Source organism: Catenovulum sp. 2E275, from assembly GCF_025515275.1.
In the GTDB taxonomy this organism is placed as follows: Bacteria; Pseudomonadota; Gammaproteobacteria; order Enterobacterales; family Alteromonadaceae; genus Catenovulum.
On sequence record NZ_JAOPFU010000052.1, the window covers coordinates 1 to 24500 of the forward strand.

The 24500-nt window shown below is 37.2% G+C and carries 22 protein-coding genes; 17 read left to right on the forward strand and 5 right to left on the reverse strand.

What is annotated here, in order from left to right; genetic code table 11:
- Positions 1–210: 210 nt before the first annotated feature.
- Positions 211–567 (reverse strand): YegP family protein, encoded by a 357-nt coding sequence (locus N7931_RS16895; protein ID WP_262795523.1) that lies wholly within the window; start codon positions 565–567, stop codon positions 211–213.
- Positions 568–1108: 541 nt separating this feature from the next.
- Between N7931_RS16895 and N7931_RS16900 the strand changes: the two genes are divergently transcribed.
- The 10 genes from N7931_RS16900 (at position 1109) to N7931_RS16940 (ending at position 9199) form a co-directional block, all read left to right on the forward strand.
- On the forward strand, positions 1109–2017 hold the full coding sequence (locus N7931_RS16900) for a WYL domain-containing protein (protein ID WP_262795524.1): 909 nt from the start codon (positions 1109–1111) through the stop codon (positions 2015–2017).
- 105 nt (positions 2018–2122) lie between these two features.
- Positions 2123–2419 (forward strand): pentapeptide repeat-containing protein, encoded by a 297-nt coding sequence (locus N7931_RS19625; RefSeq protein WP_410369360.1) that lies wholly within the window; start codon positions 2123–2125, stop codon positions 2417–2419.
- Between the two features lie 702 nt (positions 2420–3121).
- Positions 3122–3493: a hypothetical protein gene (locus N7931_RS16905; protein ID WP_262795525.1), complete on the forward strand. Its 372-nt coding sequence runs from the start codon at positions 3122–3124 to the stop codon at positions 3491–3493.
- Between the two features lie 53 nt (positions 3494–3546).
- On the forward strand, positions 3547–3777 hold the full coding sequence (locus tag N7931_RS16910) for a hypothetical protein (protein WP_262795526.1): 231 nt from the start codon (positions 3547–3549) through the stop codon (positions 3775–3777).
- A gap of 68 nt (positions 3778–3845) precedes the next feature.
- Positions 3846–4355, forward strand: a complete 510-nt coding sequence (locus N7931_RS16915; protein ID WP_262795527.1) for an ABC-three component system protein — start codon at positions 3846–3848, stop codon at positions 4353–4355.
- Positions 4356–4407: 52 nt separating this feature from the next.
- Positions 4408–4854, forward strand: coding sequence for an ABC-three component system middle component 4 (locus N7931_RS16920; protein ID WP_262795528.1), 447 nt, complete (start codon positions 4408–4410; stop codon positions 4852–4854).
- A 2-nt stretch (positions 4855–4856) separates the two neighbouring features.
- The gene (locus N7931_RS16925) at positions 4857–6848 is read left to right on the forward strand and encodes an AAA family ATPase (protein WP_262795529.1); all 1992 of its coding nucleotides are present in this window, start codon (positions 4857–4859) and stop codon (positions 6846–6848) included.
- A gap of 4 nt (positions 6849–6852) precedes the next feature.
- Positions 6853–7590, forward strand: a complete 738-nt coding sequence (locus N7931_RS16930) for a DUF6882 domain-containing protein (protein ID WP_262795530.1) — start codon at positions 6853–6855, stop codon at positions 7588–7590.
- A complete protein-coding gene (locus tag N7931_RS16935; RefSeq protein WP_262795531.1) occupies positions 7590–8591 on the forward strand; it encodes a tetratricopeptide repeat protein in 1002 nt (333 codons plus the stop codon). Before N7931_RS16930 ends, N7931_RS16935 begins: the two co-directional genes overlap by 1 nt.
- A complete protein-coding gene (locus N7931_RS16940; protein WP_262795532.1) occupies positions 8591–9199 on the forward strand; it encodes a hypothetical protein in 609 nt (202 codons plus the stop codon). Before N7931_RS16935 ends, N7931_RS16940 begins: the two co-directional genes overlap by 1 nt.
- Before the next feature lie 236 nt (positions 9200–9435).
- Here the strand turns inward: N7931_RS16940 and N7931_RS16945 are convergent, their stop codons facing one another.
- Together N7931_RS16945 and N7931_RS16950 are read right to left on the reverse strand one after the other, a co-directional pair.
- Positions 9436–10638 carry an IS256 family transposase gene (locus N7931_RS16945; RefSeq protein WP_262795542.1) on the reverse strand — a complete coding sequence of 401 codons (1203 nt, stop codon included), beginning with the start codon at positions 10636–10638 and terminating at the stop codon, positions 9436–9438.
- A 143-nt stretch (positions 10639–10781) separates the two neighbouring features.
- Positions 10782–11735 (reverse strand): glycoside hydrolase family 43 protein, encoded by a 954-nt coding sequence (locus N7931_RS16950; protein ID WP_262795533.1) that lies wholly within the window; start codon positions 11733–11735, stop codon positions 10782–10784.
- Between the two features lie 193 nt (positions 11736–11928).
- Between N7931_RS16950 and N7931_RS16955 the strand changes: the two genes are divergently transcribed.
- Together N7931_RS16955 and N7931_RS16960 are read left to right on the forward strand one after the other, a co-directional pair.
- Positions 11929–13122: an exo-alpha-sialidase gene (locus N7931_RS16955; RefSeq protein ID WP_262795534.1), complete on the forward strand. Its 1194-nt coding sequence runs from the start codon at positions 11929–11931 to the stop codon at positions 13120–13122.
- A gap of 25 nt (positions 13123–13147) precedes the next feature.
- Positions 13148–13627, forward strand: coding sequence for a nuclear transport factor 2 family protein (locus N7931_RS16960; RefSeq protein WP_262795535.1), 480 nt, complete (start codon positions 13148–13150; stop codon positions 13625–13627).
- 30 nt (positions 13628–13657) lie between these two features.
- Here N7931_RS16960 and N7931_RS16965 read toward each other — a convergent pair whose 3' ends face one another.
- Together N7931_RS16965 and N7931_RS16970 are read right to left on the reverse strand one after the other, a co-directional pair.
- The gene (locus N7931_RS16965) at positions 13658–14902 is read right to left on the reverse strand and encodes a DUF418 domain-containing protein (protein WP_262795536.1); all 1245 of its coding nucleotides are present in this window, start codon (positions 14900–14902) and stop codon (positions 13658–13660) included.
- A gap of 134 nt (positions 14903–15036) precedes the next feature.
- Positions 15037–18054, reverse strand: a complete 3018-nt coding sequence (locus N7931_RS16970) for a PAS domain-containing hybrid sensor histidine kinase/response regulator (protein WP_262795537.1) — start codon at positions 18052–18054, stop codon at positions 15037–15039.
- 262 nt (positions 18055–18316) lie between these two features.
- Here N7931_RS16970 and prlC point away from each other — a divergent pair, with 262 nt between their 5' ends.
- The 5 genes from prlC to N7931_RS16995 form a co-directional block, all read left to right on the forward strand.
- On the forward strand, positions 18317–20356 hold the full coding sequence (prlC, locus tag N7931_RS16975; RefSeq protein ID WP_262795538.1) for an oligopeptidase A: 2040 nt from the start codon (positions 18317–18319) through the stop codon (positions 20354–20356).
- Positions 20357–20560: 204 nt separating this feature from the next.
- Positions 20561–20821: a DUF4212 domain-containing protein gene (locus N7931_RS16980; RefSeq protein WP_262795539.1), complete on the forward strand. Its 261-nt coding sequence runs from the start codon at positions 20561–20563 to the stop codon at positions 20819–20821.
- 2 nt (positions 20822–20823) lie between these two features.
- Positions 20824–22560: a sodium:solute symporter family protein gene (locus tag N7931_RS16985; RefSeq protein WP_262795540.1), complete on the forward strand. Its 1737-nt coding sequence runs from the start codon at positions 20824–20826 to the stop codon at positions 22558–22560.
- Between the two features lie 179 nt (positions 22561–22739).
- Positions 22740–24188 (forward strand): tetratricopeptide repeat protein, encoded by a 1449-nt coding sequence (locus tag N7931_RS16990; protein ID WP_262795541.1) that lies wholly within the window; start codon positions 22740–22742, stop codon positions 24186–24188.
- 202 nt (positions 24189–24390) lie between these two features.
- A partial coding sequence (locus N7931_RS16995; RefSeq protein WP_262791378.1) for an NAD(P)-binding domain-containing protein occupies positions 24391–24500 on the forward strand: 110 nt, incomplete at its 3' end.

The following is a 24500-nucleotide window of genomic DNA, read 5'->3' on the forward strand; positions in this document are numbered from 1 at the left end:
TTAAACTCAGTTGATAATTTTCTTGTCATTTAAAACCTCTTTAGTTGTATTAATAATACCTCTAACTAGGTCTCCAAGATAAGTCTACCGTTACAATGCCTTATGGCAAATGTGACAGCGTTTGTTTGTTTTATCTAACACCTTGGCTCGAATTTCTTCTGTAAAAGGAATTCTTTTTATCATTAATTACCTCCTAGAAAGGCTAGAGCGTTAAGCTCTAGCCTGTTGGTTAGTAAGATCAATGACATGTGCCACCGGCGCATTTCGTTTTACCGAGTTAATGCCGTTTTCACGCCCTTGTTGTGATACATATAACTCACTTGTGCCGATAACTTGGCCATTATTCATGGACTTCAGATTGAAGTAATATTGGCCGTTATTGGCAGTTCTTCTGAGATAGTTGGAATCATAGGGAGAATTCTGCTTTACCGAAGTAACACCGTTTAAGCAGTTCTCTTTAGTGGTATATCCCTCACTAGCTAAGATGATTTGACCGTTTTCCGCTTTCAAACGGAAATAGTACTGATAGTTGCTGTTGCTTTTAAAAACTTCAAATACAGGATGCATAAGCACCTCCAAAATTGTTGATGTGCATCATGAATGCACAAAGATCATAAATTCAGAGGGAAGTATTGAATTGCGAAACAACAGAAGATAAGCTCATAAACGAAACGCACATCGGTTTACGAGCTTATTTTCCGGGCAAGTCCCTCAAAGCTCAGCCTGCGTCAGACCATCTGCCAATGGTTTTACGCATGTTTCACGAAAATAGGCATTGGTTTTATCCAATGCCTATTTTTCTTTACGGACCCCTTTAAAGGGTTTGTTGTCGCTGGTTTTCACATCCATAAATCGACCAGTGTCAGCGTCTCGCTTCACCCAGTGCCCACTAGGGGTTTGAGTTTGCGAGCGATCTCTCACCGCGCCATGTCTTCTGTTATCACCAGGTTTTCCGTTTGTAGCCATATCAGGCCTCCTATACATTTTTAAATTAATATCGCACTATACGATACTATTGAATTTTATACATGATCATTTTGATGATGTAAAGTTGTAATTTTTGTTTTATCATGTACTCATTAAAACTATAAAACCTGGTAGGGAATCCATGAAAGACATCAGTGATTTACCAAAAAATGTGCACGACAGGCTTGAGTACCTTGAGTTTATGCTGCGTTTCAGGGGGTGGGTCTCTCGTGCTGATTTAACCGAACGCTTCGGACTTGGTGAGGCTGCTGCAACAAGAGATATCAGGCTTTACCGCGAGCATGCCGAACAAAACCTTTCTTTGAATCAGAAAACTAAAAAATACGAAATTAACGAAGACACATTTGAACCATTATTCGCTTTTTCTATACAAAGTGCATTGTCAAAACTGCGAACCTCAAAAGTTGCCGAAGCACTGGGTCTGTCTGAATTTGACGGTGTGATGAGTCCACCAAGATTAGCCTATCCAACGGTTGATATCTTATCCGCTGTAACGCGTGCGATTTCTTCTTCAGTCGCGCTTAGAGTGACATATAAAGCTTTGAAAAGTGGGCAATCTGACAAACTATTGTATCCACTAGCAATTTTTGACAATGGCATTCATTGGTATTTGCGAGCGTTTGATCCAGACAAAAAAGACGACGAAGATAAGTATCGGGTTTATGCCCTCACACGATTTGTTTCTGCTGACATAGAACACAACGTTCGTGTTAAAACAGAAATTAAAACTCAGGATCACCAGTGGAGTCGTATGGTGGAGCTGGAGTTAGTTCCTCATCCAAATCGTAAGAATGTCAGAAAGCCAGAAACCATCATCCACGACTTTAATATGAAAGATGGCAAATTGAAGTTAGCGGTTAGGGCAACGGTAGCGGGTTATTGGCTAAGACATTGGAACGTAGACTGTACCGAAGATCACAGTCTGGAAGGTTTCCATTATCAGCTCTGGCTCAGCAACCACCAAACACTATATGGCGTTGAGAGCAGAAACCTTGCTCCCGGACTTTCCGAATACAACGAACAGAATTAATGGATCACAACGTACACAATAATTAGTTTCTTTTATCTGGTCGATTGCAGATGACTGTTTGCGCGACGTTTATGTTCGCGGTAATCACCGGGACGTTTGCAGAAAGTGAAGCTTAGTCAAATTGATTTCAGAAAAACTATTCTTTACTACGCTAATTTCACCGATGCTGAAATCTATTGGGGGAACTTTAGTTACGTAAAACCGGATTGGGTAAATTTCAATAGAGCTAAATTGAGAGGTAGTAACTTTAGTGATGCTTCATTGCTAGCTTCGGATTTAAGAAATGCATACTTAAGTGAGATTCTTTGGAATGACAATACAGTTGCTCTGTACTCAAACATTTATGGGTTCAAGAATCCCCCAGAAGGATTTGTTAATTGGGCATTAAAACATGGGCTGTAGCTATTGAGGATACTTCTGAATGGGATACTCTAAGAACGCGAATGCTGAATCGTAGAGGCTGATTACGAAACTATGGTTATTAATTCCTCTAGTAGCTTTTTACTCATTTTGAGACGATAGCAAAATTTTTTAACGTTTGTGATAAAAATCTCCCGCTGATATTTATCATCAATGGGTTGGAGCTTACGATTTCTCAATAGTGCTTTTTTCCATTATTAATGACATAAACACGATACTACAGTGGAAAAAAGCATTGTTGTGATTGGTTAGTTAATTAGGTGTTCTCGAACCATAATTTGCTCTTTGGTAACGAGGTTAAACCCCGATATATAAAGCCCTGTAGCCTAGTTTCCAACTACTATTGCTTAACCAGTAAGTTTTCGGCAACAAAAAAGGGCAAAGTTTCCAACTAGGTTTGTAACAAGCCTTTTCGTAACTTATTGAAAAATACAGGCGCTTAGTTTCCAACTTGATCTGTTGTGATCATATAGTTGTCGACGCTTAATTAAGTTTGTGAACGTTTTAATAAAGTTTGTGACACATCAAGAATTGAAAAGGTGAGCTAAGTGCTCACCTTTTTTTGTTCTAGGCAAAGGTATGCAGTATCAATTCTTGTAAAAAGTTGATAATGTTATGAATAAGTTTAATAAAATTATGTGGTTGGGAATCGGAGTACCAACTTAAATACTAAGGAAAGTGAAAATGATCGAGTTCATTTCCGAAAAGAGTAATGGTTCCAACCTTATATTGTTTGTACATGGCTTTACTGGAGGCTCTGACACATGGAGTTTTGACGGTAAAGTTTCTTTTCCTTCGTTATTACTTCAAGATAAAGAAATATCTGATAACTTTGATATTGCACAGTTCACCTATTTCACCAAATTAACAAACCTTTTCGCTAAAGTTAGCAATACATCTAAGTTTTTGAAAAAGCTTTTTGGCACATCACATGGAAAATTAAGAAGTAACTCAAGCATAGAAGAAATTTCAAATTTACTGCGCACTGAGTTTCGATTTAGGTTAGAAAAATATGACTCCGTTTTTGTTATTGCCCACAGTATGGGGGGCTTGTAACTAAAAGTTTAATTATTAAAGATTTAGAAGAAAAATCAATTTCAAAGGTTAAAATGTTCTTATCATTGGCTGTCCCCCATCAAGGAGCTAAGCTAGCCACATACGGGAATTTAATAAGTAATAATTTACAAATAGAGGGTTTGGAACCTTTAAATGGCTTTATACATAGATTAAATGACTACTGGTTAAAAACTTCTCTAAGACCAACAACAAAATATTTCTATGGTACAAGCGATAAAATAGTGGACAAAACTAGTGCCGTTCCCGCAGATAAAGAAGTATAGATGTTATCAGTGTAGATGAAAATCACTCTAGTATTACTAAACCTGAGAACGAAAACTCTACTATTTTAGTGGCTGTTAAAAAACTGATTTTAGATTATCGAGATGGTGATCCTGCGATAAGTAACTTTGAAATTCAGTCTCTAAGCAATGACGATGAGTATAGTGATGAACTATTCGTATTGAAACTATTGGCTGCTGACGTCCATAAAACATCAATACGCGATGCTAAAGAAGTATTCTTAAATGCTGAGTACATTCGAAAAATATTCAGTAGCGCCTCAGATCAGAAACGATTGGCTGAATTGTACAAGAAAATTAAGAAAATTTATCAAAACAGTTATAGCAAATATGTTCATGATGGAATTCCTAATTCAGGGTTGTTATTAGCTGATGTTCATGAGCAAATAATGAAAGAAGATAAAGAGTTTTTGAAAACTTTAATTCCATTTTTAAATGCAATTCATAAACAAGGAATGCTGCATCAATTAGCTAACAGTGAAACTGAAACTATTTGGTGGGACAAAAATGCTAATTTTGCGTCAATGAAAGATAGCTTGAAGGAAAAAGGCTATGAGTAGCCTGCCTTTTTTACAGCCTGAACGAGACTTTTATTACAATGCGGGTATTCTGATGCTCATTATTGGTAAATTAGCTCGAACCAAGCGCGGAAAAGCTGTTTTAACAATTGATAAAATCCAGACATTTTATTTTTTGGTCACTCGACCTGTTTTCCTAAATAAGGTGTTATCGAAAGCAGGAAAAAAACAGTTTCTAATTGAGCAAACTGACTATTTTACTGTTGATACCATAGCACCAAATCTAGATGAATTATTTAATCGAGACAAAGTTACTAAGTTGTTAAAAGCTTTGTCGGTTAAAGGGTATATTCAAGCTTCATTTAATGAAAAAGAAGGGTTTTTGTTTGAATTAAATGACAGTGGACTCTCGATATTGGAAGAGTTTACTGATGGATATTACAAAAAAATTAATGGTTTTATTGATAGTTTAGCTAAATTGCAATCAGAAAACTCATCCAAGATAAGTACTTATATTAATACAGTTTTGAAGCAAGGATAGAAATGACTACTCAGCAAGGATTATTACTTAAGCAGCTAGTGTTAGTTGGCCATAGAAAAAATTATACAGTTCCTTTTTATCCGGGAGTTAACATAATTTATGGGGATGCTGATACAGGTAAATCCAGTATTCTCAGAATTGTTTATTATTTACTAGGTGGGAAACAGAGCAAGTTAGATCATGAGATTTCTTCATCTGTAAAATATGCTGTATTGGAAGTCGAAATTAATGGAGCGCCATATTGTATTATCCGAGACCTATACAATTCGACTAAAGATGTAGAGGTGTATTCATGTCGGTACGCCAAATTAGAAGAAAACTTTCCGGAAAAATATGTATCGTCAGTTTCTAGAAGTACAAATGAAAAGAAAAGCTTGTCGGATTTTCTGCTAGAAGAGCTTAATTTTCCAATAGTTAAATTAAAACAAGCACCTACAAAAGACAATTCAGACACTGCTAGATTAAGCTTTTTAGACTTATTCAAATATATGTACTTAAACCAAGATGATGTCGGTAGCACTCATATGCTTAACATTGGCAATCCTGTTGTTGAAGTGAAAAATAGAGAAGTATTGAAGTACATATTTAATGTGTTAGACACAAATATTTCAGATCTTGAGGTTGATATATCGACAAGGACAAAGGAAAAATCGGACTTGGAGAGTCAGTATAGGGTTATTTCAAAATTCTTGTCTGAAATAGAATTTGAGCAAACATCAACAATAGATGAAGAAATTACGCTGATCGATGAGTTAAAAGAAGACTTAGATAGGCAGCTAAAAGAACTTAACAACAAAATGGTCTCCAATAATGAACTTTATGGTGGACTCAAAGAAGCCTTAGATACTATTAATCTTGATATCAAGAGATTGGAAGATGTTAAGAGTCATGCAGAGAGAAACATTGAAAGGTTTTCGCGCTTAAGTAACGATTATCAAAACGATATTCAAAAGCTCAAAGCTGCGTCACAAGCAAAAAATGCAATTGGAAAACAAGAATATACTACTTCAAGCTGCCCGATTTGTGATAATACAATAAATCTGAGTGATGTCTCTGAAGAGTTTGATATTTCAGAAGAAAATAAACTCAAGCATGAGTTAAATTCTATAGTAAGACGGTCTAAAGATTTAGCTGTTTTAATTGCAGAAAATAGAAAGGAACTTGAAGAAACCATGCAAACTCTAAACGAACTTTACAAAGAAAAGTCAAAAGCGAAAGAATACATAGATGAAGAGCTAGCTAATGCTGTTACACCGTTTTTGGCTGAGAGAGATGTATTGGTAAAGGAAAGTGCAAAGCTTGTCGAGCGAAGGGATAAATTTGTAAACGCCTTGAAAGTGAGAAATAGACAACGAAGTATAGCTGAACATATTGGTCGTATCGAATCCAATATCACCCAATTAAAAGAACGATTGGAGGAAATGCTAAAAAGTTCTCCTTCCATGTCTTCTGTTTTATCTGGTTTGGCAAATTCTCTAGATTTATTCTTACAAAATGTAAAAATTAATAATCAATTTGGTGTATCTATTAGTGAAAAGAGCTTTTTACCAATAGTTAGGAATATTGAATACAGGAACATTAACTCTGGTGGTTTAAGAACTATTACTTCAATTGGTTATCTAGCCTCTATTATGAGAGCTAAATTAAATACCGACACAAACCTACCTAGTTTGATGATGATTGATACTGTCGGAAAGTTCTTAGGAAAAACACCTGAAGACGGAGCTTTAGATACGGATCTTAAAGCAGATGAAAATGAGGGGGTATCTGACCCTGATAAATATAAAAATTTGTTTGAATCACTTTTAGATTTAGCTGAGCGGTTTGAAGAGAACGGAAAACTTTGCCAGATAATATTGGTTGATAATGATTTACCACCAGAAGTAGCTAAAAAACACAGTGGATTTGAAATAGCTCACTATCGTTCTAATGGAGTAAATAATCTGCCGATTGGATTAATAGACGATTGGGAAAAAGACAAAAAAGTAAGATGAATTCATGAGTGACTTTGATGGAAATGTAAATTGCGATACTCACGGCAATTCTAACGCAACTTTCATTTGTCAACACTTAGCCAGTGGTGAAGGTTTAGGTTTTAACTTGGGTTACGATCCTGACAACCCAGATGAATTATGCCCGGACGCTTGGTGCAATAAATGCGAAGAAGTCTTGGATACTGAAGGCGAGTGGAATGACAAATCAGAAGCCTTTGCCGATATAAAGGTTATGTGTGAGCATTGTTATGAGGAAATTCGTGACAAAAATTGGATTCAAGACGATGACGTTTACCACAATTTAGTCACTGATAGTTTTGCCTTTATTGAACCTCGCCATAAAGAGTTCCTTGAAAAGTATAATGTTGGCAATTACGAGCGATGGGACTGGTATCAGGAAACAGGAAAGCTTGTGTTTTCAAACAATGGTACTCCTGAATTAGAAGCAGATATTCAATTTTCGGGGTCCTATTCAACAGCGTCAGAAACATGGATGTGGGCATGGGCAAACAGTAGTTTAGATGAAAAAGTGAAAGTGTCTTCTAGGTTAATAAAGGAATTAGGCGAAGAGCTTGGTTTGAAACATCTAGTAGCCGGGAGATGGATAGGGACCGAAGTTGATGGTTGGGAAATGACATCGATTCTGGCGAAAGCAATTGATGCCATAGGTGTATATCGTACACCAACCAGCAATGGTTTTATCTATATGGCTATAACTGACGTTAGGTGGCTTGAAAAATAATGTCAGCACAATTAAAAGCTCTTCTCTCAAAATTGGAGAGCGCACCTAACGACTTGGATTTAATCAATGATGTTGCAATGGCTTATTATCAAAATCCAGAATGGGTAAGCGATGATGAAGACCTAAAATTATTTGAGCGAGCGTATAACACTAAAAAAACGGTTAAAACTACAAACAATCTAGCTTGGCAACTTTATTTCGAATATGGTGATACAGAGCGTTCATTACAAATATTAAACGAGTGTTTAGCTCTACACCCATCTTCCTATTTCCCATATAACCAAATCGGTTACATTCAATTAAATTTAGAAAATTACGAACAAGCATTAAAGTATTTGAAGCTGGCTGAAGCTAGATCAGATTCAAGGGATATAGTTAACAATATCGGTGTCGCATCCTTTTATCTGGGCAATTATAACGAGGCGAAAAATTGCTTCTTAAAAGCATCCAACTTGAACGATAACGAAAATATTTCTTTATACAACCTAGCTGTGACTAATTTAGCTTTAAAGGACTATTCAGAAACGGAAGATCTTTTGGGCATATTAGTTAAAAACATTAGCAATGAGTTTCTTGATGTAATTTGTAGCTATGAGATCGCTTCTGTTTACGCTGAAATGGGACAATATGACAAAGCAACTGAACTTGTCATTGAGTTAGGACTTGATGGAATCGATTTGTCTGATTGGCCTGAATTGGGCTATGCCGTTTACAAAGTTAATCCCAAACTTTTTAATAAAACAATTTCTACTTTAATTGAAGAAAGAAAAGAGTGGATCATTGAGCTAGAGAATGATGGCGAGGACTGGGAAGATTACACGGCAACCGAAAAGTTAGAACGTATAGAAGAATTACGAGAAGAAATTAATGTGCGTGCTGGCCTCAAATCTAACTTTGAAGTCGGTAAACCCAATACTAACCTTACATTGTTTAATGAACACTGTGGATGCTTACTATTCGGTTGTCAGACACATGGTAACCCAAAGGATGATACTATCTGATGGAGCAACTGCTAAGTGCTATTGACGCACATTTTGATGAAGCAGAGGGCTGGATACGAATTGTGGATGCCAATTGGTATGCTGATGACTTAAGGGTTACGTTGTCTGTAAAAATGCATGACGACGATCATCCTCAATTATGGGAAGTAGAATGTCTTGGAACTGTGGAAGAGCAGATTTCTTCATATGGTTCAGAGTCAATATTGTTAACAGCAAACTCGCCAAGGTTATACCCGTACAAAGCGGAACGATTTGATATTTTCTTTTCTAAGAATGAATGTAATCCGGGTGAGCTTTTGGGTATTCTGACAAGCATCTGCGCCAAAATTTTTGGCAACATAACCTACTTACAGAGTTTTTTGAATTTGCAGCCTGATGTTGATGGAATAGTTTCTGAAACTAGTGGCAAACTAGGAAATTTTCCAAAACCAGTTATGGAAGTTTTAGTTGTGAAACTTAAGGAATATCCGATAGAACTCAGTGTAATTTCGACTGGAAATCCTAAAAAGTGGAATGGCAATGAGTTCAAAGAATATCCCTCCCTCAAGTCCTTAGGAATCGGTAAAAGCTATATAATTGCTAACTCATTTAGTGCAGAAAGAGCCTAGCAGCTCCTTAACTCAAAATTTTAATGCAGAGTTGAAATATCAGCCGAGTTAAAATTTGAAATTTGCGGTAGTGTTTAGAAATCTGTGTCATTTCAATCTATGATTTCGATAAAACAGGAGTGACACATTACGACTCAAAAATTTGACTTAAATGAAGCTTTGAAACAGCTTTAATCAGGTAAAGCGCTGGTTGGTAAAGAGAGGGCGTTCAAAAATCTGTGTCAGGTAAATACGGTTTAAGCTTGTAAATACTCGTCTAACCGCCCGTCAAAGTGTATTGCAAATTGCGACAATGCTAAGTTCCAGTTGGCAACTGGCATTGTCCATTTTTCTTGAGCATTCAATATGCCAGCATACAACAGCTTGAGCAAACTATTTTCATTTGGAAACGCGCCTTTGGATTTGGTTAATTTCCTAAATTGGCGATGAACCGCCTCAACCGCATTCGTTGTATAAATGACTTTTCTAATGTTTTCAGGATATTGGAAGTAAGTGCTCAACTTATCCCATTTTTTACGCCAAGATTCGATAACAATCGGATATTGAGCCCCCCATTTTTGTTCTAATTCATCCAATGCGGCTTCGGCTGCCAGTTTGGTATTTGCCCTGTAAACCGGCTTTAAATCAGCCATAAAGGTTTTATGGTGTTTAGAGCCTACGTATTTAATCGAGTTGCGGATTTGATGAATAATACATAGCTGAACCTGAGTTTTAGGATAGATAGTTTCAATGGCGTCAGGAAAACCGGTTAGCCCATCAATACAGGAGATTAAAATATCTTTCACACCTCGGTTTTGTAAATCTGTTAACACAGATAACCAATGATTGGCGCCTTCGGTTTCAGACACATACAGGCCAAGCAATTGCTTATGGCCTTCAACATTTAACCCCAAAATAGTGTAAACGGCTTTGCTGACATAACGACCTTCATCTTTGACTTTAAAATGAATGGCATCTAGCCAAACGATAGGATAAACCGCATCTAATGGACGAGATTGCCAGGCTTTAAGCTGCGGTACTAATTGGTCAGTGACTGCGGTAATTGAGGCTTCTGATATTTCTAATCCATATAAATCAGCGACATGCTTTCGGATATCCCGGTAACTTAATCCCATTGAAAACATAGAGAGAATTTTAAGGTCAATTTCTTCGGATAATTTGGTTTGATTTTTCTTAACCAGTTGAGGCTCGAAGCTACCCGCTCTGTCTCGGGGCGTTTCTAATTCAAATTCACCAGTTGAGGTTTTAATGGTTTTGGCGGTTGAGCCATTTTTACGGTTGGGCTGGATATCATCTTCAAGATGCTGCTCTAGTTCGGCTTTTAAAGCGGCTTCGGTCAGTTGTTTGATTAATGGGGTAAGAATGCCATCTTTAACAACTAAGGCTTTCCCTGATTGAAGTTGTTTTAATGCTTCGTTGAAATCAAATTCTTGAGTTATGTGTCACTCCTGTTTATCTAAATCATAGATTGAAGTGACACAGATTTCTAAACACTACCCTTGTTAAAGGTTTAGTCTAGTTGATGACTAAACCTTTATTTGTTTAGTGTTCTTCCGTAAACACCGCTTCAATAATTTCTTATTTAATACTCTACTTTGGAAACCCCTTCGCTGGTTTGAATCACTTTTTTGATGCTACCATCTTCATTGTAATATAAATAATCAATTGCCATTGAACGGCGGAAACTGCCACCTGTATTTGGGTGCTGCATCATACCTGTGTGATAAAAAAAGTAATCTTTACCTTTAAAATCAATAATGCCCTGGTGAATGGTATTACTGTTAGCTGCACCTTCGGCAATTAATCCGCGATATGTCCAAGGACCAGCTAAACTTTTAGCCGTTGAATAAGCGGTTTTTTCTGGAAAACCAACCGCATAGCTTAAATAATATAAATCACCGCGTTTATGAATCCAAGGCGCTTCGGTAAAGCCTTTAACTTGTTCATCTGGGATCACATTAATAGGGCCATCTAACTCAACCATATTTGATTTTAACTTGGCAAAATAAGCTTTTTGATTACCCCAAAATAACCAAGCTTGTCCGCTATCATCAATATAAACGGCCGGATCAATATCGTCCCAGCTAATTTGAGTCGCTTTTGTCATATCGTTAGTGATAATGGCTTTACCTAAAGCATCTTTAAATGGTCCGGTTGGTGAATCGCCAACGGCAACACCAATTGCTTTACCTTTAACGGTTTTATGGCTACAAGTGATATACCAGTAAAATTTATTATCTTTTTCAATTACATGGCTTGCCCAAGCTGAACCTGAACACCAGTCAAAATCAGTGGGTTTTAAAGGCGAGCCGTGAGATGTCCAATTAACCATATCTTTAGAAGAATAAACCAGCCACTCATGCATTTTATAATGCTCATCTGGTTTAGCCTCATCACGGCCGACATAAACATACACTGTATCATTATGCACAATAGGCGCTGGATCTGCGGTAAATACATCGGTAATGGCCGGATTAGCCGCTGATGCCGAAAAATGAGCCGCGCCTATTAACAGTGCCGAGAGTAATTTTTTCATCTTTTTAATACTCCTTAAAAGTATGCTGGTTAGCAGAATGTATTTGGTATTTAATTCATTGTCGATTATGTTAATAACTCAGTGTAACAATTGTTTATTGTAAGTTAAATAATATAATTAATGTTTTTGACTGTATTTGACGAAAATGATTGTGCAAAGCGACTTGAATTCAGGCTAATAAGCAGAGTAGGACATGATAAAAATAAATAATCTAGGTTATAAATCTCTCAATATTTTAATATTGCTATTTATTGTAGGTATTAGTTTTAATTTAAAAGCAGAGCCTATTTTTAAGGTAAAAACGGATTTATTTAATTTAACTCAGCCGGATACTTTAGGCTTAACCCAAGCTAATCATGTTGAGCATATTAAGGTATTTAACGCCGTAAAAGACAAAGCGCAATATAATCACGGCGCTGTTTTATTTGGGTTTAAAAATCAATTATTTATTCAGTGGCAAAGCTCAAAACAAGATGAAGATGGGCCAGATACTCATGTGTTATACAGTACGAGTCAAACCGGTAAAAACTGGTCACAAGCCAAAACCTTAGCGCCTGAGCGAAGCAATGCAATTGTGACCAGTGGCGGCTGGTGGAGCGATGGTAAAACCTTAGTTGCTTTTATCAACGTTTGGCCAAAAAACTTACAACCTAAAGCCGGGCATGTTGAATATGCCACTAGTACAGATGGCATAAACTGGAGCGAGTTTTTGCCAGTTTTAGATAAAAATAATCATCCTATCAAAGGCATTATGGAACAGGATTTAAAAGCACTGCCAAATGGCCGGATATTGACTGCTATTCATATTCAACCCGGATTAATTGCAACTCCTTTTTACACCGATGACCCGCTGGCTATTTCTGGCTGGCAGCAAGCAGAGTTTACTAATTTAGAGCATAAAGGCGATATTAGCCGAGAGCTTGAGCCAAGCTGGTTTTTAAAAGCGAATGGCGATATAGCAATGGTTTTTAGAGATCAAGCCAGCAGTTTTAAAGTATTAGCTGCATTAAGTAAAAATAATGGTGAAAGCTGGAGTTTGGCGCAATTAACCAATATGCCGGATTCAAGAGCCAAACAAAGTGCTGGTAATTTTACCAATGGCATGGCTTATTTAGTGAATAATCCAACCGGCAATAAAAACAGAATGCCGCTAGTGGTTAGTTTAAGCCAAACCGGTGAGTATTTTGACCAAGCGTATATTTTACGCGGCAAAACAGATTTACCGCCAATGCGCTATCAAGGCAAATACAAAAGAGTCGGATTTAGTTATCCAAAAAGTTTAGTTTTCCAAGGTAAACTTTGGGTGAGTTATGCGGTCAATAAAGAAGATATTGCCGTGACCAGCTTGGATTTAGCTCAGTTTGAGCAAGCTCATGCTAAACAATAAATGATAGCTAAAAGAGGGGAATTAGATGCGTCAGTTTTTTATTTTAATGTTAGGCTTTTTTGGAGTGTTTGCTAACGCTTTTGCATATCAGTGCAAAAGCCAGCAAGAGTTGATTTCGCTGGACAATATTTACGAAAACTCAATTCGTAATGCCGATACCCAGCTATTAGACCATTTATTAACCGACAACTTTATTTGGGTGCATAATCTTAACAGTATGCAAGAAACTAAAGCCGGATTAATCAAACGGATCAGCGCGACTGAATACGAAAAACCGCTAAAACGCGAATCTAAAATAGAACAGTTTATTTCGCAAGATAAAAGCTGGGTAGTCATGGGCATCGCGCATATTTATAAAAGCCGACCCGAGCAGGATAACCCAGACAATATCCGGCATTATCAATACTATTTTTCACGCACCTATCAACAACAAAAAGATGGCTGTAAATTATTAGCTGTAATGACAATGAAAATAGCCACTAAAGATAATGCCCAACTCAATTGATTTAAGAAGCAGGTTTAGTTGTGGCTATTTCTATCTAACAAATGGTTGTCGTTTTAAATAAGTTGCGCTTCTCCATAACCATTCTAAAGGACCATATAAATAATGTGTTAGCCACAATTTACTACAGGCACCTTGAATTAGGTATATCGCAATCCCAAGCATACACAAAGCAAAAATACCCCAAGAGCCAAAATAACTGCCCAGCGCCCAAGGTGCAAATAGCAGTGCGCCAATAACACCTTGCATCAGATAATTGGTCAGTGCAGCCCGGCCATAAGGGGCAAGCGTTTCTAAATAATGACCAACTTTGCTTTGGTAAACTAAAATAAATCCAGTCACCAGTGCGCCAGTGAATAGCACCAGTGATATATCGTTTAAAGTCTGGGCGATTAATAAGCCAGAAGATAAATATATGCCTTCGGCTCTAAAAAATACGCGGGTGTTGTGCTCAGGCAATATATTTTGCAATAAAGTTATACTGATTGTTGCAACTGTGAATCCTACAAACAGATACCAGTTATTTTTTTTATGTGCTTGTAATTGCTGTAAAACACGGGTGCGAGCGACCACTAATCCAATTAAAAATAAAGCCAGAGTCACATAGCCACGGCCAATAAAACCAAATTGATAATTGAGTTTACCAGCGAAGCGATCTTGATAATTATGGATGGCAGTATTGATTAATGACGGATTTGCAATATGCTCCGGCAAAGCTGGCGGTTGTGTACGCTCAGCATTTTGCAATTGAGTCTGAGCGACCGACACCGGCTGCTCTGCCAATTGGCTATTGTGGTAATTAGTTTGAATAATGCGTGGTACACCAAATAGCAAAGCTGCACTTAATAAAATTAATATCCAACTTTTAACACGGTAGACAGCTAACAGGATTAAGCCAAAAAAAGCATATACTGATAAAATTTCCATGCTATAAAATGCATGGGCAAGCAAGCCTAAAGCCATTAATATCAACATTTTCCAAATAAACCGTTTTCTAAAATCGATTCCTTTATGAGCGGCTCTATCTATTTGAATAAAAAGACTAATCCCAAATAAAAATGCAAATACATTAATAAAGCGACCCATGATGACGTTATAGCCTAACCATCGGCTTAGCTCATCTAAGGCTGGGAATTGTAAAATAGGCGTACTGGCAGGCACTGAGCCAAAGCCGAAGTGTTGGATCATGTGCATTAAGATGATGCCCAAAAGCGCGAATCCGCGCAGAGCATCCAACACTGAAATACGTTTTAACGGAGAAGATAAAGAAGCTTGCATTAACCTGTGCCCAATCAGTTATTATTATTTTTGAGTATATTTATTAACAAGTTAAAATTTATATTAATCCTACAAAATATTTGCCTAATTCTCTAAATTGTAAACTTGTTCTGCATAACTATAATTCATAAATTTTAACCGCTACGTTTATTTTTTAGAGCAACGTTTAGCCATTGGGCTACTTTTTTCTCAAGCTCTGGGGCGTTAATCGGTTTGGTTAAATAGTCATTCATGCCCGAATTTAGGCATTTTTCTCGGTCACCGGCCATTGCGCTGGCGGTCATCGCAATAATCGGAATATTTTGGTAAATATCTCCGGCTATGCCTTGTCTTATTTGCTCTGTGGCTGAGAAACCGTCTAATAATGGCATTTGGCAGTCCATTAAAATTAATTGCGGCGGTTTGTTTTCTGTCAGTTGTTTTAATTTTAAAATGGCATCTTCACCATTAGATGCAAACGAGACCTCGAGTTGCCAGCTATCTAAAATACCGGCAGCCACAGCTTGGTTTATTTCATTATCATCTACAATCAATAGAGAAAGCCCCTTGTATTGATTGGATATTATTGGTTTAAGATTTTCTTCTGCAGGAAGTGATGTAATTTTAGAATTAGTTAGCTGCTCTATTGCTTTAGCTAATTCTGCTGGCATTACGGGTTTGCCTATGTAAATAACATTATCTTCAATTGGCTTAATTGAAGGTAATCTTTTATTTTGATTGGTCATTACAATGCTAGATAATGAACCTTGTTTAGGTGTTAAAAACTGGTTTAGCATATCTGGCTTATCATCATTAATGGCATTTTGATTAATGACAATAAACTCATAATCTTTACTATATTGTAGTTGTGAGTTTGCTTCTTCAATGCTTGCAAAAGAAAAAGTAGTTGCATGCCAACTGGCTAATAATCGCTCGATAGCCATCCGTGATGTTTGATTGTGATCCACTAAAACAAAGGCTAAATTAGGGATGCTAGTTAGCTCAATCTCTCGCAGTTTAGTATTTTTCGCTTTTTTAAATTCAAGAGTGAAGGTAAAGGCGCTGCCTTTACCGGGCTCACTTTCCAATGATATTGTGCCATTCATTAACTCACATAATTGTCTGGTTATTGATAAACCTAACCCCGTGCCGCCATATTTCCGAGTTGTACTATCATCGGCCTGAGAAAAAGCATTAAACAATAATGCTTGCTTTTCTTTTGAAATACCAATGCCAGTATCTGAGACTGTACATTTAAATTCAATTGTATTGGGATCGATCTGTTTAGTTTGAGCTGTAACTGTTATTTCACCTTCCTCTGTGAATTTAGTCGCATTATTTATCAAATTAATTAATATTTGCTGTAGTCTGTGATAATCACCAATAACGATTTGATGTTCAATTTGTGCGGCATCTAAAATAAACTCTATCCCTTTTTCTTGTATTTTTAGTGCCATAGACACGGTGAGTTCACTTAATACATTAAGTAGGTTAAATTCAACGGTTTCTAAATCTAATTTTCCAGCCTCAATTTTACTAAAATCTAAAATGTCATTTATCAATGCAGTCAGGCTTGATGCACTGCTTTCAGCCATCGTTAAGTATTTTTGTTGACGTTGCGACAAAGGGTCTTGTTTGATAAGTTTGAGCATACCAAAAATTCCGTTCATCGGAGTGCGGATCTCATGGCTCATATTGGCTACAAAGCTACTTTTCGCCTGATTGGCTGAAACAGCCTCATTTCTTGCCTGCTCAAGTTCTTTAGTACGCTCTAAAACCTGATGTTCAAGTGACGCATTGAGTTCATATATTTTATTTTCGTTTTGTTTTTGTTTCGTAATGTCTCTGATGATAGCTGCGATACCAACTAATTCACCATCTAAGTAGATTGGCGATAAAGTAATTAAAATTATAATTTTTTGCTTTTCTAAAGAGGTTAATTCTTGTTCAAATGGAGCCAGTTCATCGCCCCTTAAAATCGCTTCAACTCCTTTATATAAAGGGCTCGTTTTTTCTTGGGCTGTTAATAAATGAATCAAATTTGTATCATTGTTTAATGGCTTAAAACTACTAAACATTTTTGTAGCTGCTTGGTTCCAAGCTGTTACCATTCCTTGACGGTCAATAGATATTATTGCATCTGAAGAACCATCTATAATTGCTGCATATTTAGCTTGGGCAGAAATTAAATCCAAACTTTTTTTAGCATTTGCACGATATAATAAAAGTAAGATTACAATGACGATATAAATAACACTTACAATAATCACTGTGCTTAATAAACGATTATGAATAAGTTTAGTTAATTCGGCTTGACTGATTGTTAGGTAAAAATGGATTTGTCGTCCGCCAACATAATTATCGAGCTCAATATTTGATTGCAAAGCATAAATAATATCTTTAGTTTTGAGTTGTTCAAAAACAGCAAAATGGTCATGTATATCTTGTGTTTGTGCAAACTGAGATTGCCAGTCACTGGGTTTTCCTAAATCAAATCCAAATTCAAATTCTTTTTGAGGGTGGATAATAAATTCATTATTTTTGTTAGTCATAAATAACTGATAAGGTTTAGGGACATTTAGACTGAGTTGAGCTAAAAACTTATCTGCATTAAAATTGATAATAACTAAACCAAAAAAAGTTTTTTCATCATAGACTGGCATAGAAGCTCGATAGGTCGGCCAATATGGGAACTCTACTTTGCCAAATTCTCGATTTAATTCAATATCACTGACATAAGTTTGATCGGGCGGTAATTCCGCTGTCTGCAAAAAATAATCTCGCTCACCTTTTTGCTGCATATCATCTGGTTTTATTATATGAATACCATCTACTTTCCTATCTAATCTGATAAGCTCTTTACCATTATTTGCTTTACCTATGTACCGGATTTGTACTACTTCCGGGTAGTTACGTAAAAAACCTTCAAAAATAGTTTCTAGCCGGTTATTCCAGACAGTTAGCGGGGTATTATTTTTTGGATCGATTCCATTATTATTGGCTCTAACTATACCGGAAATAGGGGGTAAAATTTTTAAGAAGCGGGCATATTGACGGGCTCGAAAAATTTCTTGATTAAGCTCTTCGGTGCGCATGTTTAATTGGTTAACCATTTCTTTATGCACTTCTTGAGTGACTTCTTTTTCTATTTTCTTATGGAAGACAAAAAGCAAAAGTAAGCAAACCAGAGTTGTGATTATTATGGCTACAGAGAAAAGGCTTTTAATTGAGGTATTTCGAGTTGTTATTAACATAAGCTAAAGCTGCTTTTAACGAGGCGTCCATTTTTATTATTAACTCTTATACTATAGGCAATAAATTACAAGTGACACATTTATCTTATTTTTTTATTAAATTTTTATTTTACGCCTTGTAATTGTTTAACTTAATCCCGACTTAGTAATTTTACCAAATTCAAAAACAGAGCTATTGATTATGTCGAATCCATTGTTGCGCGAAACCAGTTTACCTTTATTTAATGAAATAAAACCTGAGCATATTTTACCGACAGTGGAGCAGGCCATTGCAGAATGTAAAACCGTGATTGAACGAGTCGCCGAGCAAAACAATTATAGCTGGCAAAACTTAGTTGAAGCGATTGATGATGCGGACGACAAGCTCAGTAAAATCTGGTCGCCAGTTTCTCATTTACATTCTGTTGCTGATACCGAAGCCTTACGTCAGGCTTATCAGGCATGTTTGCCTTTATTATCTGATTATTCAACTTATGTTGGTCAGCATCAGGGGTTGTATCAGGCATATCAAACTTTAGCCGACAGTGACGAATTTAAAACGTTAAATCAAGCGCAGCAAAAAGCAATTAACAACGCTTTACGTGATTTTAAATTATCGGGTGTGTCTTTACCGGATGATAAAAAACAGCGCTATGGCGAAATTAGACAAAAATTATCCGAATTATCAACAACCTTTGGTAATAATGTGCTGGATGCTACGCAAGGTTGGACACAATTAGTCACTGATGAAACTCAGTTGTCTGGTTTACCGGAAAGTGCCATTGCTGCAGCAGAAGAAGCGGCAAAAGCAAAAGATCAGCAAGGTTGGTTATTTACGCTTGAGTTTCCAAGTTATTTGCCGGTTATGATGTATGCCGATGATCGCGAATTACGTGAAGCGGTTTACAAAGCATTTTCGACTCGCGCATCTGATCAGGGGCCAAATGCCGGTAAATGGGATAACTCTGAAGTGATGAACGAAATTTTAAAATTACGTCATGAGTTAGCTCAATTATTAGGTTTTGATAATTATGCAGAAGAATCTCTAGCCACTAAAATGGCAGAATCGCCACAGCAGGTATTAGATTTTTTATACGATTTAAGTGATAAAAGTAAAGACCAGGCTAAAGCAGAGTTAGCTGAGCTCACCGCTTTTGCCAAAGAAAAACATGGTATTGATAAGTTAGCCGCTTGGGATATGACTTATTATGCTGAAAAACTAAAACAAGAAAAATATGCGATTTCGGATGAAGCACTGCGTCCTTATTTCCCAGAAGATAAAGTGATTAGTGGCTTGTTTGCGATAGTTGAAAGACTGTTTTCAATTAATATTAAACGCCGCGATGGGGTTCAGGTTTGGCACGATAGTGTGCGTTTTTATGATATTTTTGATAAAAATAACCAACTTAAAGGCAGTTTTTATTTTGATTTATATGCACGTGAAGGCAAGCGCGGTGGCGCTTGGATGGATGTATGTGTAGGCCAAAGACGCAAAAGTGATGGTCAGTTGCAATTACCGGTTGCTTATTTAACCTGTAACTTTAATAAACCTGTGGGTGGTAAACCTGCGCTATTTACCCATAACGAAGTGGAAACCTTATTCCACGAATTTGGTCATGGTTTGCATCACATGCTAACGCAAATTGAGGTAAGCGCGGTTGCAGGGATAAATGCAGTCGCTTGGGATGCAGTTGAACTACCGAGTCAATTTTTAGAAAACTGGTGTTGGCAGCCGGAGGCATTAGCTATGTTTTCTGGGCATTATGAAACCGGCGAAACCTTGCCGCAGGATTTATTAGATAAAATGCTGGCTGCTAAAAACTTCCAGTCGGCAATGATGATGTTGCGCCAGCTTGAGTTCTCGTTATTTGATTTTGAACTGCACTTAGAATACAACTCAGCAACGGGCATTGATGTTCAGCAAAAATTGAATCAGGTTAGAGAAAAAGTAGCGGTTGTGATTCCACCTGAGTTTAACCGTTTTCAACATGGTTTTAGCCATATTTTTGCGGGCGGATATGCCGCCGGTTATTACAGTTATAAATGGGCTGAGGTATTGTCGGCTGACGCATTTAGCCTGTTTGAAGAAAACGGAATTTTTGATCAGCAAACCGGCTTGTCATTTTTAAATAATATTTTAGAAATGGGCGGTTCTAAAGAGCCGATGGAATTATTTAAAGCATTTCGTGGTCGTGAGCCGCAAGTCGATGCTTTATTAAGACACACAGGCATCGCTGCTTAATGGTTAACTGATTTTTATTAAAAAGTCGTTTAAATTAAGCCCAACTGGTCTAAACAGTTGGGCTTTTTTATATTTGATTTTTAAAGAAAAAGTCAAAATCAGTCACTCATTTTTAATTTTGACTGATTTTGTTGATATTTATGTTGTCTTTATGTATGTTTTCTGTTTAATTATGGTCAAGAAAAACATAATAAAGGGAATCTAATGAAAAGTTCGTCCTACTGGGCTGAGAATATCCGGCTCATCGTTATCTGCTTGGTTATCTGGTTTGTTGTCTCTTTTGGGTTTGGTATTTTATTGGTTGAGCCTTTAAATGAAATCCGTTTAGGTGGTTACAAATTAGGCTTTTGGTTTGCTCAGCAAGGCTCCATTTACACTTTTGTCGCTCTAATTTTTTGGTATTCACACAAAATGAACCAGCTCGATAAAAAATATAATTTAGAAGAAGACGAGCAAGGAGAATAAGGGTGGATGAATTAAAATTATATACCTACATTGCTGTATTTGGCTCATTTGCCCTATATTTTGCGATTGCATGGTGGAGCCGAGCAGGATCTACCGAAGAATTTTATGCTGCCGGTGGTGGCATTGGACCAGTACAAAACGGCATGGCAATTGGTGCCGACTGGATGAGTGCTGCTTCATTTATTTCTATGGCTGGATTAATTGCCTTTTTAGGCTACGGAGGTTCAGTTTTTTTAATGGGCTGGACCGGCGGTTATGTTTTGTTGGCCATGTTACTTGCGCCTTATATGCGCAAACACGGTAAATTTACTGTACCGGAATTTATCTCTGATCGTTATTACTCTAAAACTGCGCGTGTGGTGGCTGTAATTTGTTTAATTATTGCCTCATTAACTTATATTATCGGCCAGATGAAAGGTGTTGGCGTTGCATTTTCCCGCTTTTTAGAAGTTGATTATGGGTTAGGTTTGGCTATCGGCATGATAGTCGTGTGGGTTTATGCGGTATTGGGCGGCATGAAAGGTATTACCTATACGCAAATTGCGCAGTATTGTGTATTAATTTTTGCGTATACCGTACCAGCTATTTTTATCTCACTGCGATTAACCGGTAATCCAATTCCACAATTAGGCTTGGGCAGCACTTTGGCTGACGGCAGTGGTGTTTATTTATTGGATAAACTCGATACCATAGTGACAGATTTAGGCTTTAAAGAATTTACCACAGATAATATGGGCGGCAGTTTAAATATGTTTGCTTATACCTTATCTTTAATGATTGGCACAGCGGGTTTACCACACGTAATTATGCGCTTTTTTACTGTACCAAGTGTAAAAGCTGCGCGTGCATCAGCCGGTTATGCGTTAGTTTTTATTGCGTTGTTATATACAGTCGCGCCAGCCGTTGGCGCTATGGCAAGACTGAATTTTACCCAAACCGTAGAACCAGCAACAGGCCAGCAACTTGAATACGCTGAGCGCCCACAATGGTTTAAAGATTGGGAAGCAACTGGTTTATTAGCGTTTGAAGATAAAAATCAGGATGGCAAAATTCAGTATTCGGCTAATCAACAAACCAACGAAATGGTCACTGTTGATCAGGATATTATGGTGCTTGCGAATCCGGCTATTGCGAATTTGCCTAACTGGGTGATAGCTTTGGTTGCTGCCGGTGGGCTAGCGGCAGCGTTATCAACCGCTGCTGGTTTACTATTGGCGATTTCTTCATCGGTTTCGCACGATTTAATGAAAGGGGTATTAACGCCTGATTTAACCGAAAAACAAGAGTTATTTGCCGGACGAGTGGTGATGACATTGTCCATTTTAGTAGCGGGGTATTTGGGGTTAAATCCACCCGGATTTGCTGCCGGAACGGTCGCGCTGGCATTTGGGTTAGCGGCTTCAAGTATCTTTCCGGCGTTGATGATGGGCATTTTTATCAAAAAAATGAGTGGCACAGCGGCCGTTTCCGGTATGGTCGCGGGTATTGGTGTCACTATGCTGTATGTATTTCAACATAAAGGCATTATGTTTATTCCGGGTACTGAATTTTTAGGGGATTTACCTGAAAACTGGTTCTTTGGAATCTCACCTAATGCTTTTGGGGCTGTTGGCGCTTTGGTTAATTTTGTGGTCGCTATTATAGTGTGTAAATTTACCGGTCCTGCACCTGCTGAAATTCAGCAATTAGTTGAAAACTTCAGAATTCCCAAAGGGGCGGGATCTGCGCATAATCATTAATGTTAATAAAATGATATTTAAATGTCATTGATAGAAATAAAAGGCTGGTTTTTCCCAGCCTTTTGTATTTTAATCGACTAACTTTTAACTAAATTGTTTGCTTTGTTTTATAAGAAATAAAAATGAATATTAATGGAATAATTTTAACAGTCTGTCTTTTTTTGCTACCGGTAGCAGGTTTGGCTAATGTATTTAAAGCTAATCAATTTTTTGCGCAAAAAGATTATATAAATGCAGAAATTGAATATGCAAAATCAGCCAGAATCGGCAGTCCTCATGCCTATTATCAGTTGGCTGTAATGAATTACAATGGCTATGGCATGGAGCCGGATATTGCAAAAGCAGCGATCTGGTTTTATCTGGCGGCCGAGTCAAACTTTCACGATTCAAAACATCAATTTGAACTTATTTATCAGGCATGTAACCCAGAACAACAAGCTCAATTAATTCAGCAAGCTGATTTATTTAAAAATACTTTTGGTTTAGCTGCTGTAATTCAAAAATATTATCCGGTATTAAAACCAGTTGAAAACGACGCAAAAGTTAAATTAAACAGTGAGTTTGGCGAAACAGATTTAGAACAGTTGGATTTTGAAACTGATGATTTATTAAGCGAGCTTGATTTTGACTGGCAAGATGCCGATGAAACTGGTTATAACTATGACTCAATGGCGCGTCAGCGCATTAATGCCAGTTTAAAAAGTGATGCTTTATTAAACCCACCTTATTTTGCGATTGTTGATTTTTATATTGCGGATGACGGTTCAACCCGTCATTTAATGCCATTTTCAGTGTTGGGCAATGCTAAACGCGGCATTGAGTTTTTGTCTCATGCTCAAATTAGCTCACCGGAATTTAATCAAACTCAGGTTTATTATCCGGCTCGGGTTTCGCTAGGCGTTGCCCGTTACGACAGATTTCGCTTAAAAAAAGAGTTTAGCCGGATTCATACCAAAGTGAGACGCGAAGCCGCCCGGTTAAAAAAGCAAACCACAGATCGTCAAGCGCAATACGAATATGCGATGATGATGGCCACTTTTCCTTGGCTCGCTAATTCGGAGCATCACCGCAGTGATTTATTGGCTAAATTAGCTGAACAAGGTTTTGTTCCAGCGCAGTACGAATATGGATTAAATTTATATCAACAGCAAACAGATATTAAAAAGGGTATTAATTGGCTGAGTGAAGCAGCTAAATATGGCGATAGCAAAGCACAATATCAGCTGGGGCAAATTATCAAATATAGTCCTTATGTCGAAAATAGTGATGCCAAAGCTTTATTCTGGTATCAGTTATCGGCCAATGAGCAAGCTTATTCTGCGCTCAAAGCGGCTGAAATTTTACTGTTATCCAGCGATCTAACATTGCGAGATTTAACTAAGGCAAAAATGCTATTAGCTGAGCGAAAAAATATTTTTAGACAAAACCCGATGTATTTTTATTTAAATGCAATTATTAATAAAGAGCAGCCTAATCGGGATTTTAAAGCCGCAGTCAGCTCACTTAAAACAGCCATAACCTTGGCACAGGAACGGCATTGGAATACTCAGAAATGGGAATCTGAATTAGAAGACTGGACATTTGGGCGCGTTATTATTTCTGAGGAAGGGCAGTTAGAGGATAAATAACCATATTATAAGATAATTAATAGCTATCTTTATTTTAAGTGTATAACTTTTAGTTATGTGTGCATGAATAATCGATCATGATTATTTGTGCTTGTGCTGTAGAGTATTTGTAAACAAATATTGTAGACTAATCAAACGCCTAAAAATTGGCACCAATACAAAATAGCACTGTTAAATACAGTACCTTAAATAAGGAATGATTGTGAAAGCATTATCTGATATCGGCCTAGTAGGCCTTGCGGTTATGGGTGAAAACCTGGTTTTAAACATGGAATCTAAAGGATTCACAGTGACCGCTTACAACCGTAGTTA

Coding starts and splice junctions, on each gene's coding strand:
- N7931_RS16895 (WP_262795523.1), bottom strand. CDS start 567: ATGCATCCTGTATTTGAAGTTTTTAAAAGCAACAGCAACTATCAGTAC.
- N7931_RS16900 (WP_262795524.1), top strand. CDS start 1,109: ATGAAAGACATCAGTGATTTACCAAAAAATGTGCACGACAGGCTTGAG.
- N7931_RS16905 (WP_262795525.1), top strand. CDS start 3,122: ATGATCGAGTTCATTTCCGAAAAGAGTAATGGTTCCAACCTTATATTG.
- N7931_RS16910 (WP_262795526.1), top strand. CDS start 3,547: ATGTTCTTATCATTGGCTGTCCCCCATCAAGGAGCTAAGCTAGCCACA.
- N7931_RS16920 (WP_262795528.1), top strand. CDS start 4,408: ATGCTCATTATTGGTAAATTAGCTCGAACCAAGCGCGGAAAAGCTGTT.
- N7931_RS16925 (WP_262795529.1), top strand. CDS start 4,857: ATGACTACTCAGCAAGGATTATTACTTAAGCAGCTAGTGTTAGTTGGC.
- N7931_RS16930 (WP_262795530.1), top strand. CDS start 6,853: ATGAGTGACTTTGATGGAAATGTAAATTGCGATACTCACGGCAATTCT.
- N7931_RS16935 (WP_262795531.1), top strand. CDS start 7,590: ATGTCAGCACAATTAAAAGCTCTTCTCTCAAAATTGGAGAGCGCACCT.
- N7931_RS16940 (WP_262795532.1), top strand. CDS start 8,591: ATGGAGCAACTGCTAAGTGCTATTGACGCACATTTTGATGAAGCAGAG.
- N7931_RS16950 (WP_262795533.1), bottom strand. CDS start 11,735: ATGAAAAAATTACTCTCGGCACTGTTAATAGGCGCGGCTCATTTTTCG.
- N7931_RS16955 (WP_262795534.1), top strand. CDS start 11,929: ATGATAAAAATAAATAATCTAGGTTATAAATCTCTCAATATTTTAATA.
- N7931_RS16960 (WP_262795535.1), top strand. CDS start 13,148: ATGCGTCAGTTTTTTATTTTAATGTTAGGCTTTTTTGGAGTGTTTGCT.
- N7931_RS16965 (WP_262795536.1), bottom strand. CDS start 14,902: ATGCAAGCTTCTTTATCTTCTCCGTTAAAACGTATTTCAGTGTTGGAT.
- prlC (WP_262795538.1), top strand. CDS start 18,317: ATGTCGAATCCATTGTTGCGCGAAACCAGTTTACCTTTATTTAATGAA.
- N7931_RS16980 (WP_262795539.1), top strand. CDS start 20,561: ATGAAAAGTTCGTCCTACTGGGCTGAGAATATCCGGCTCATCGTTATC.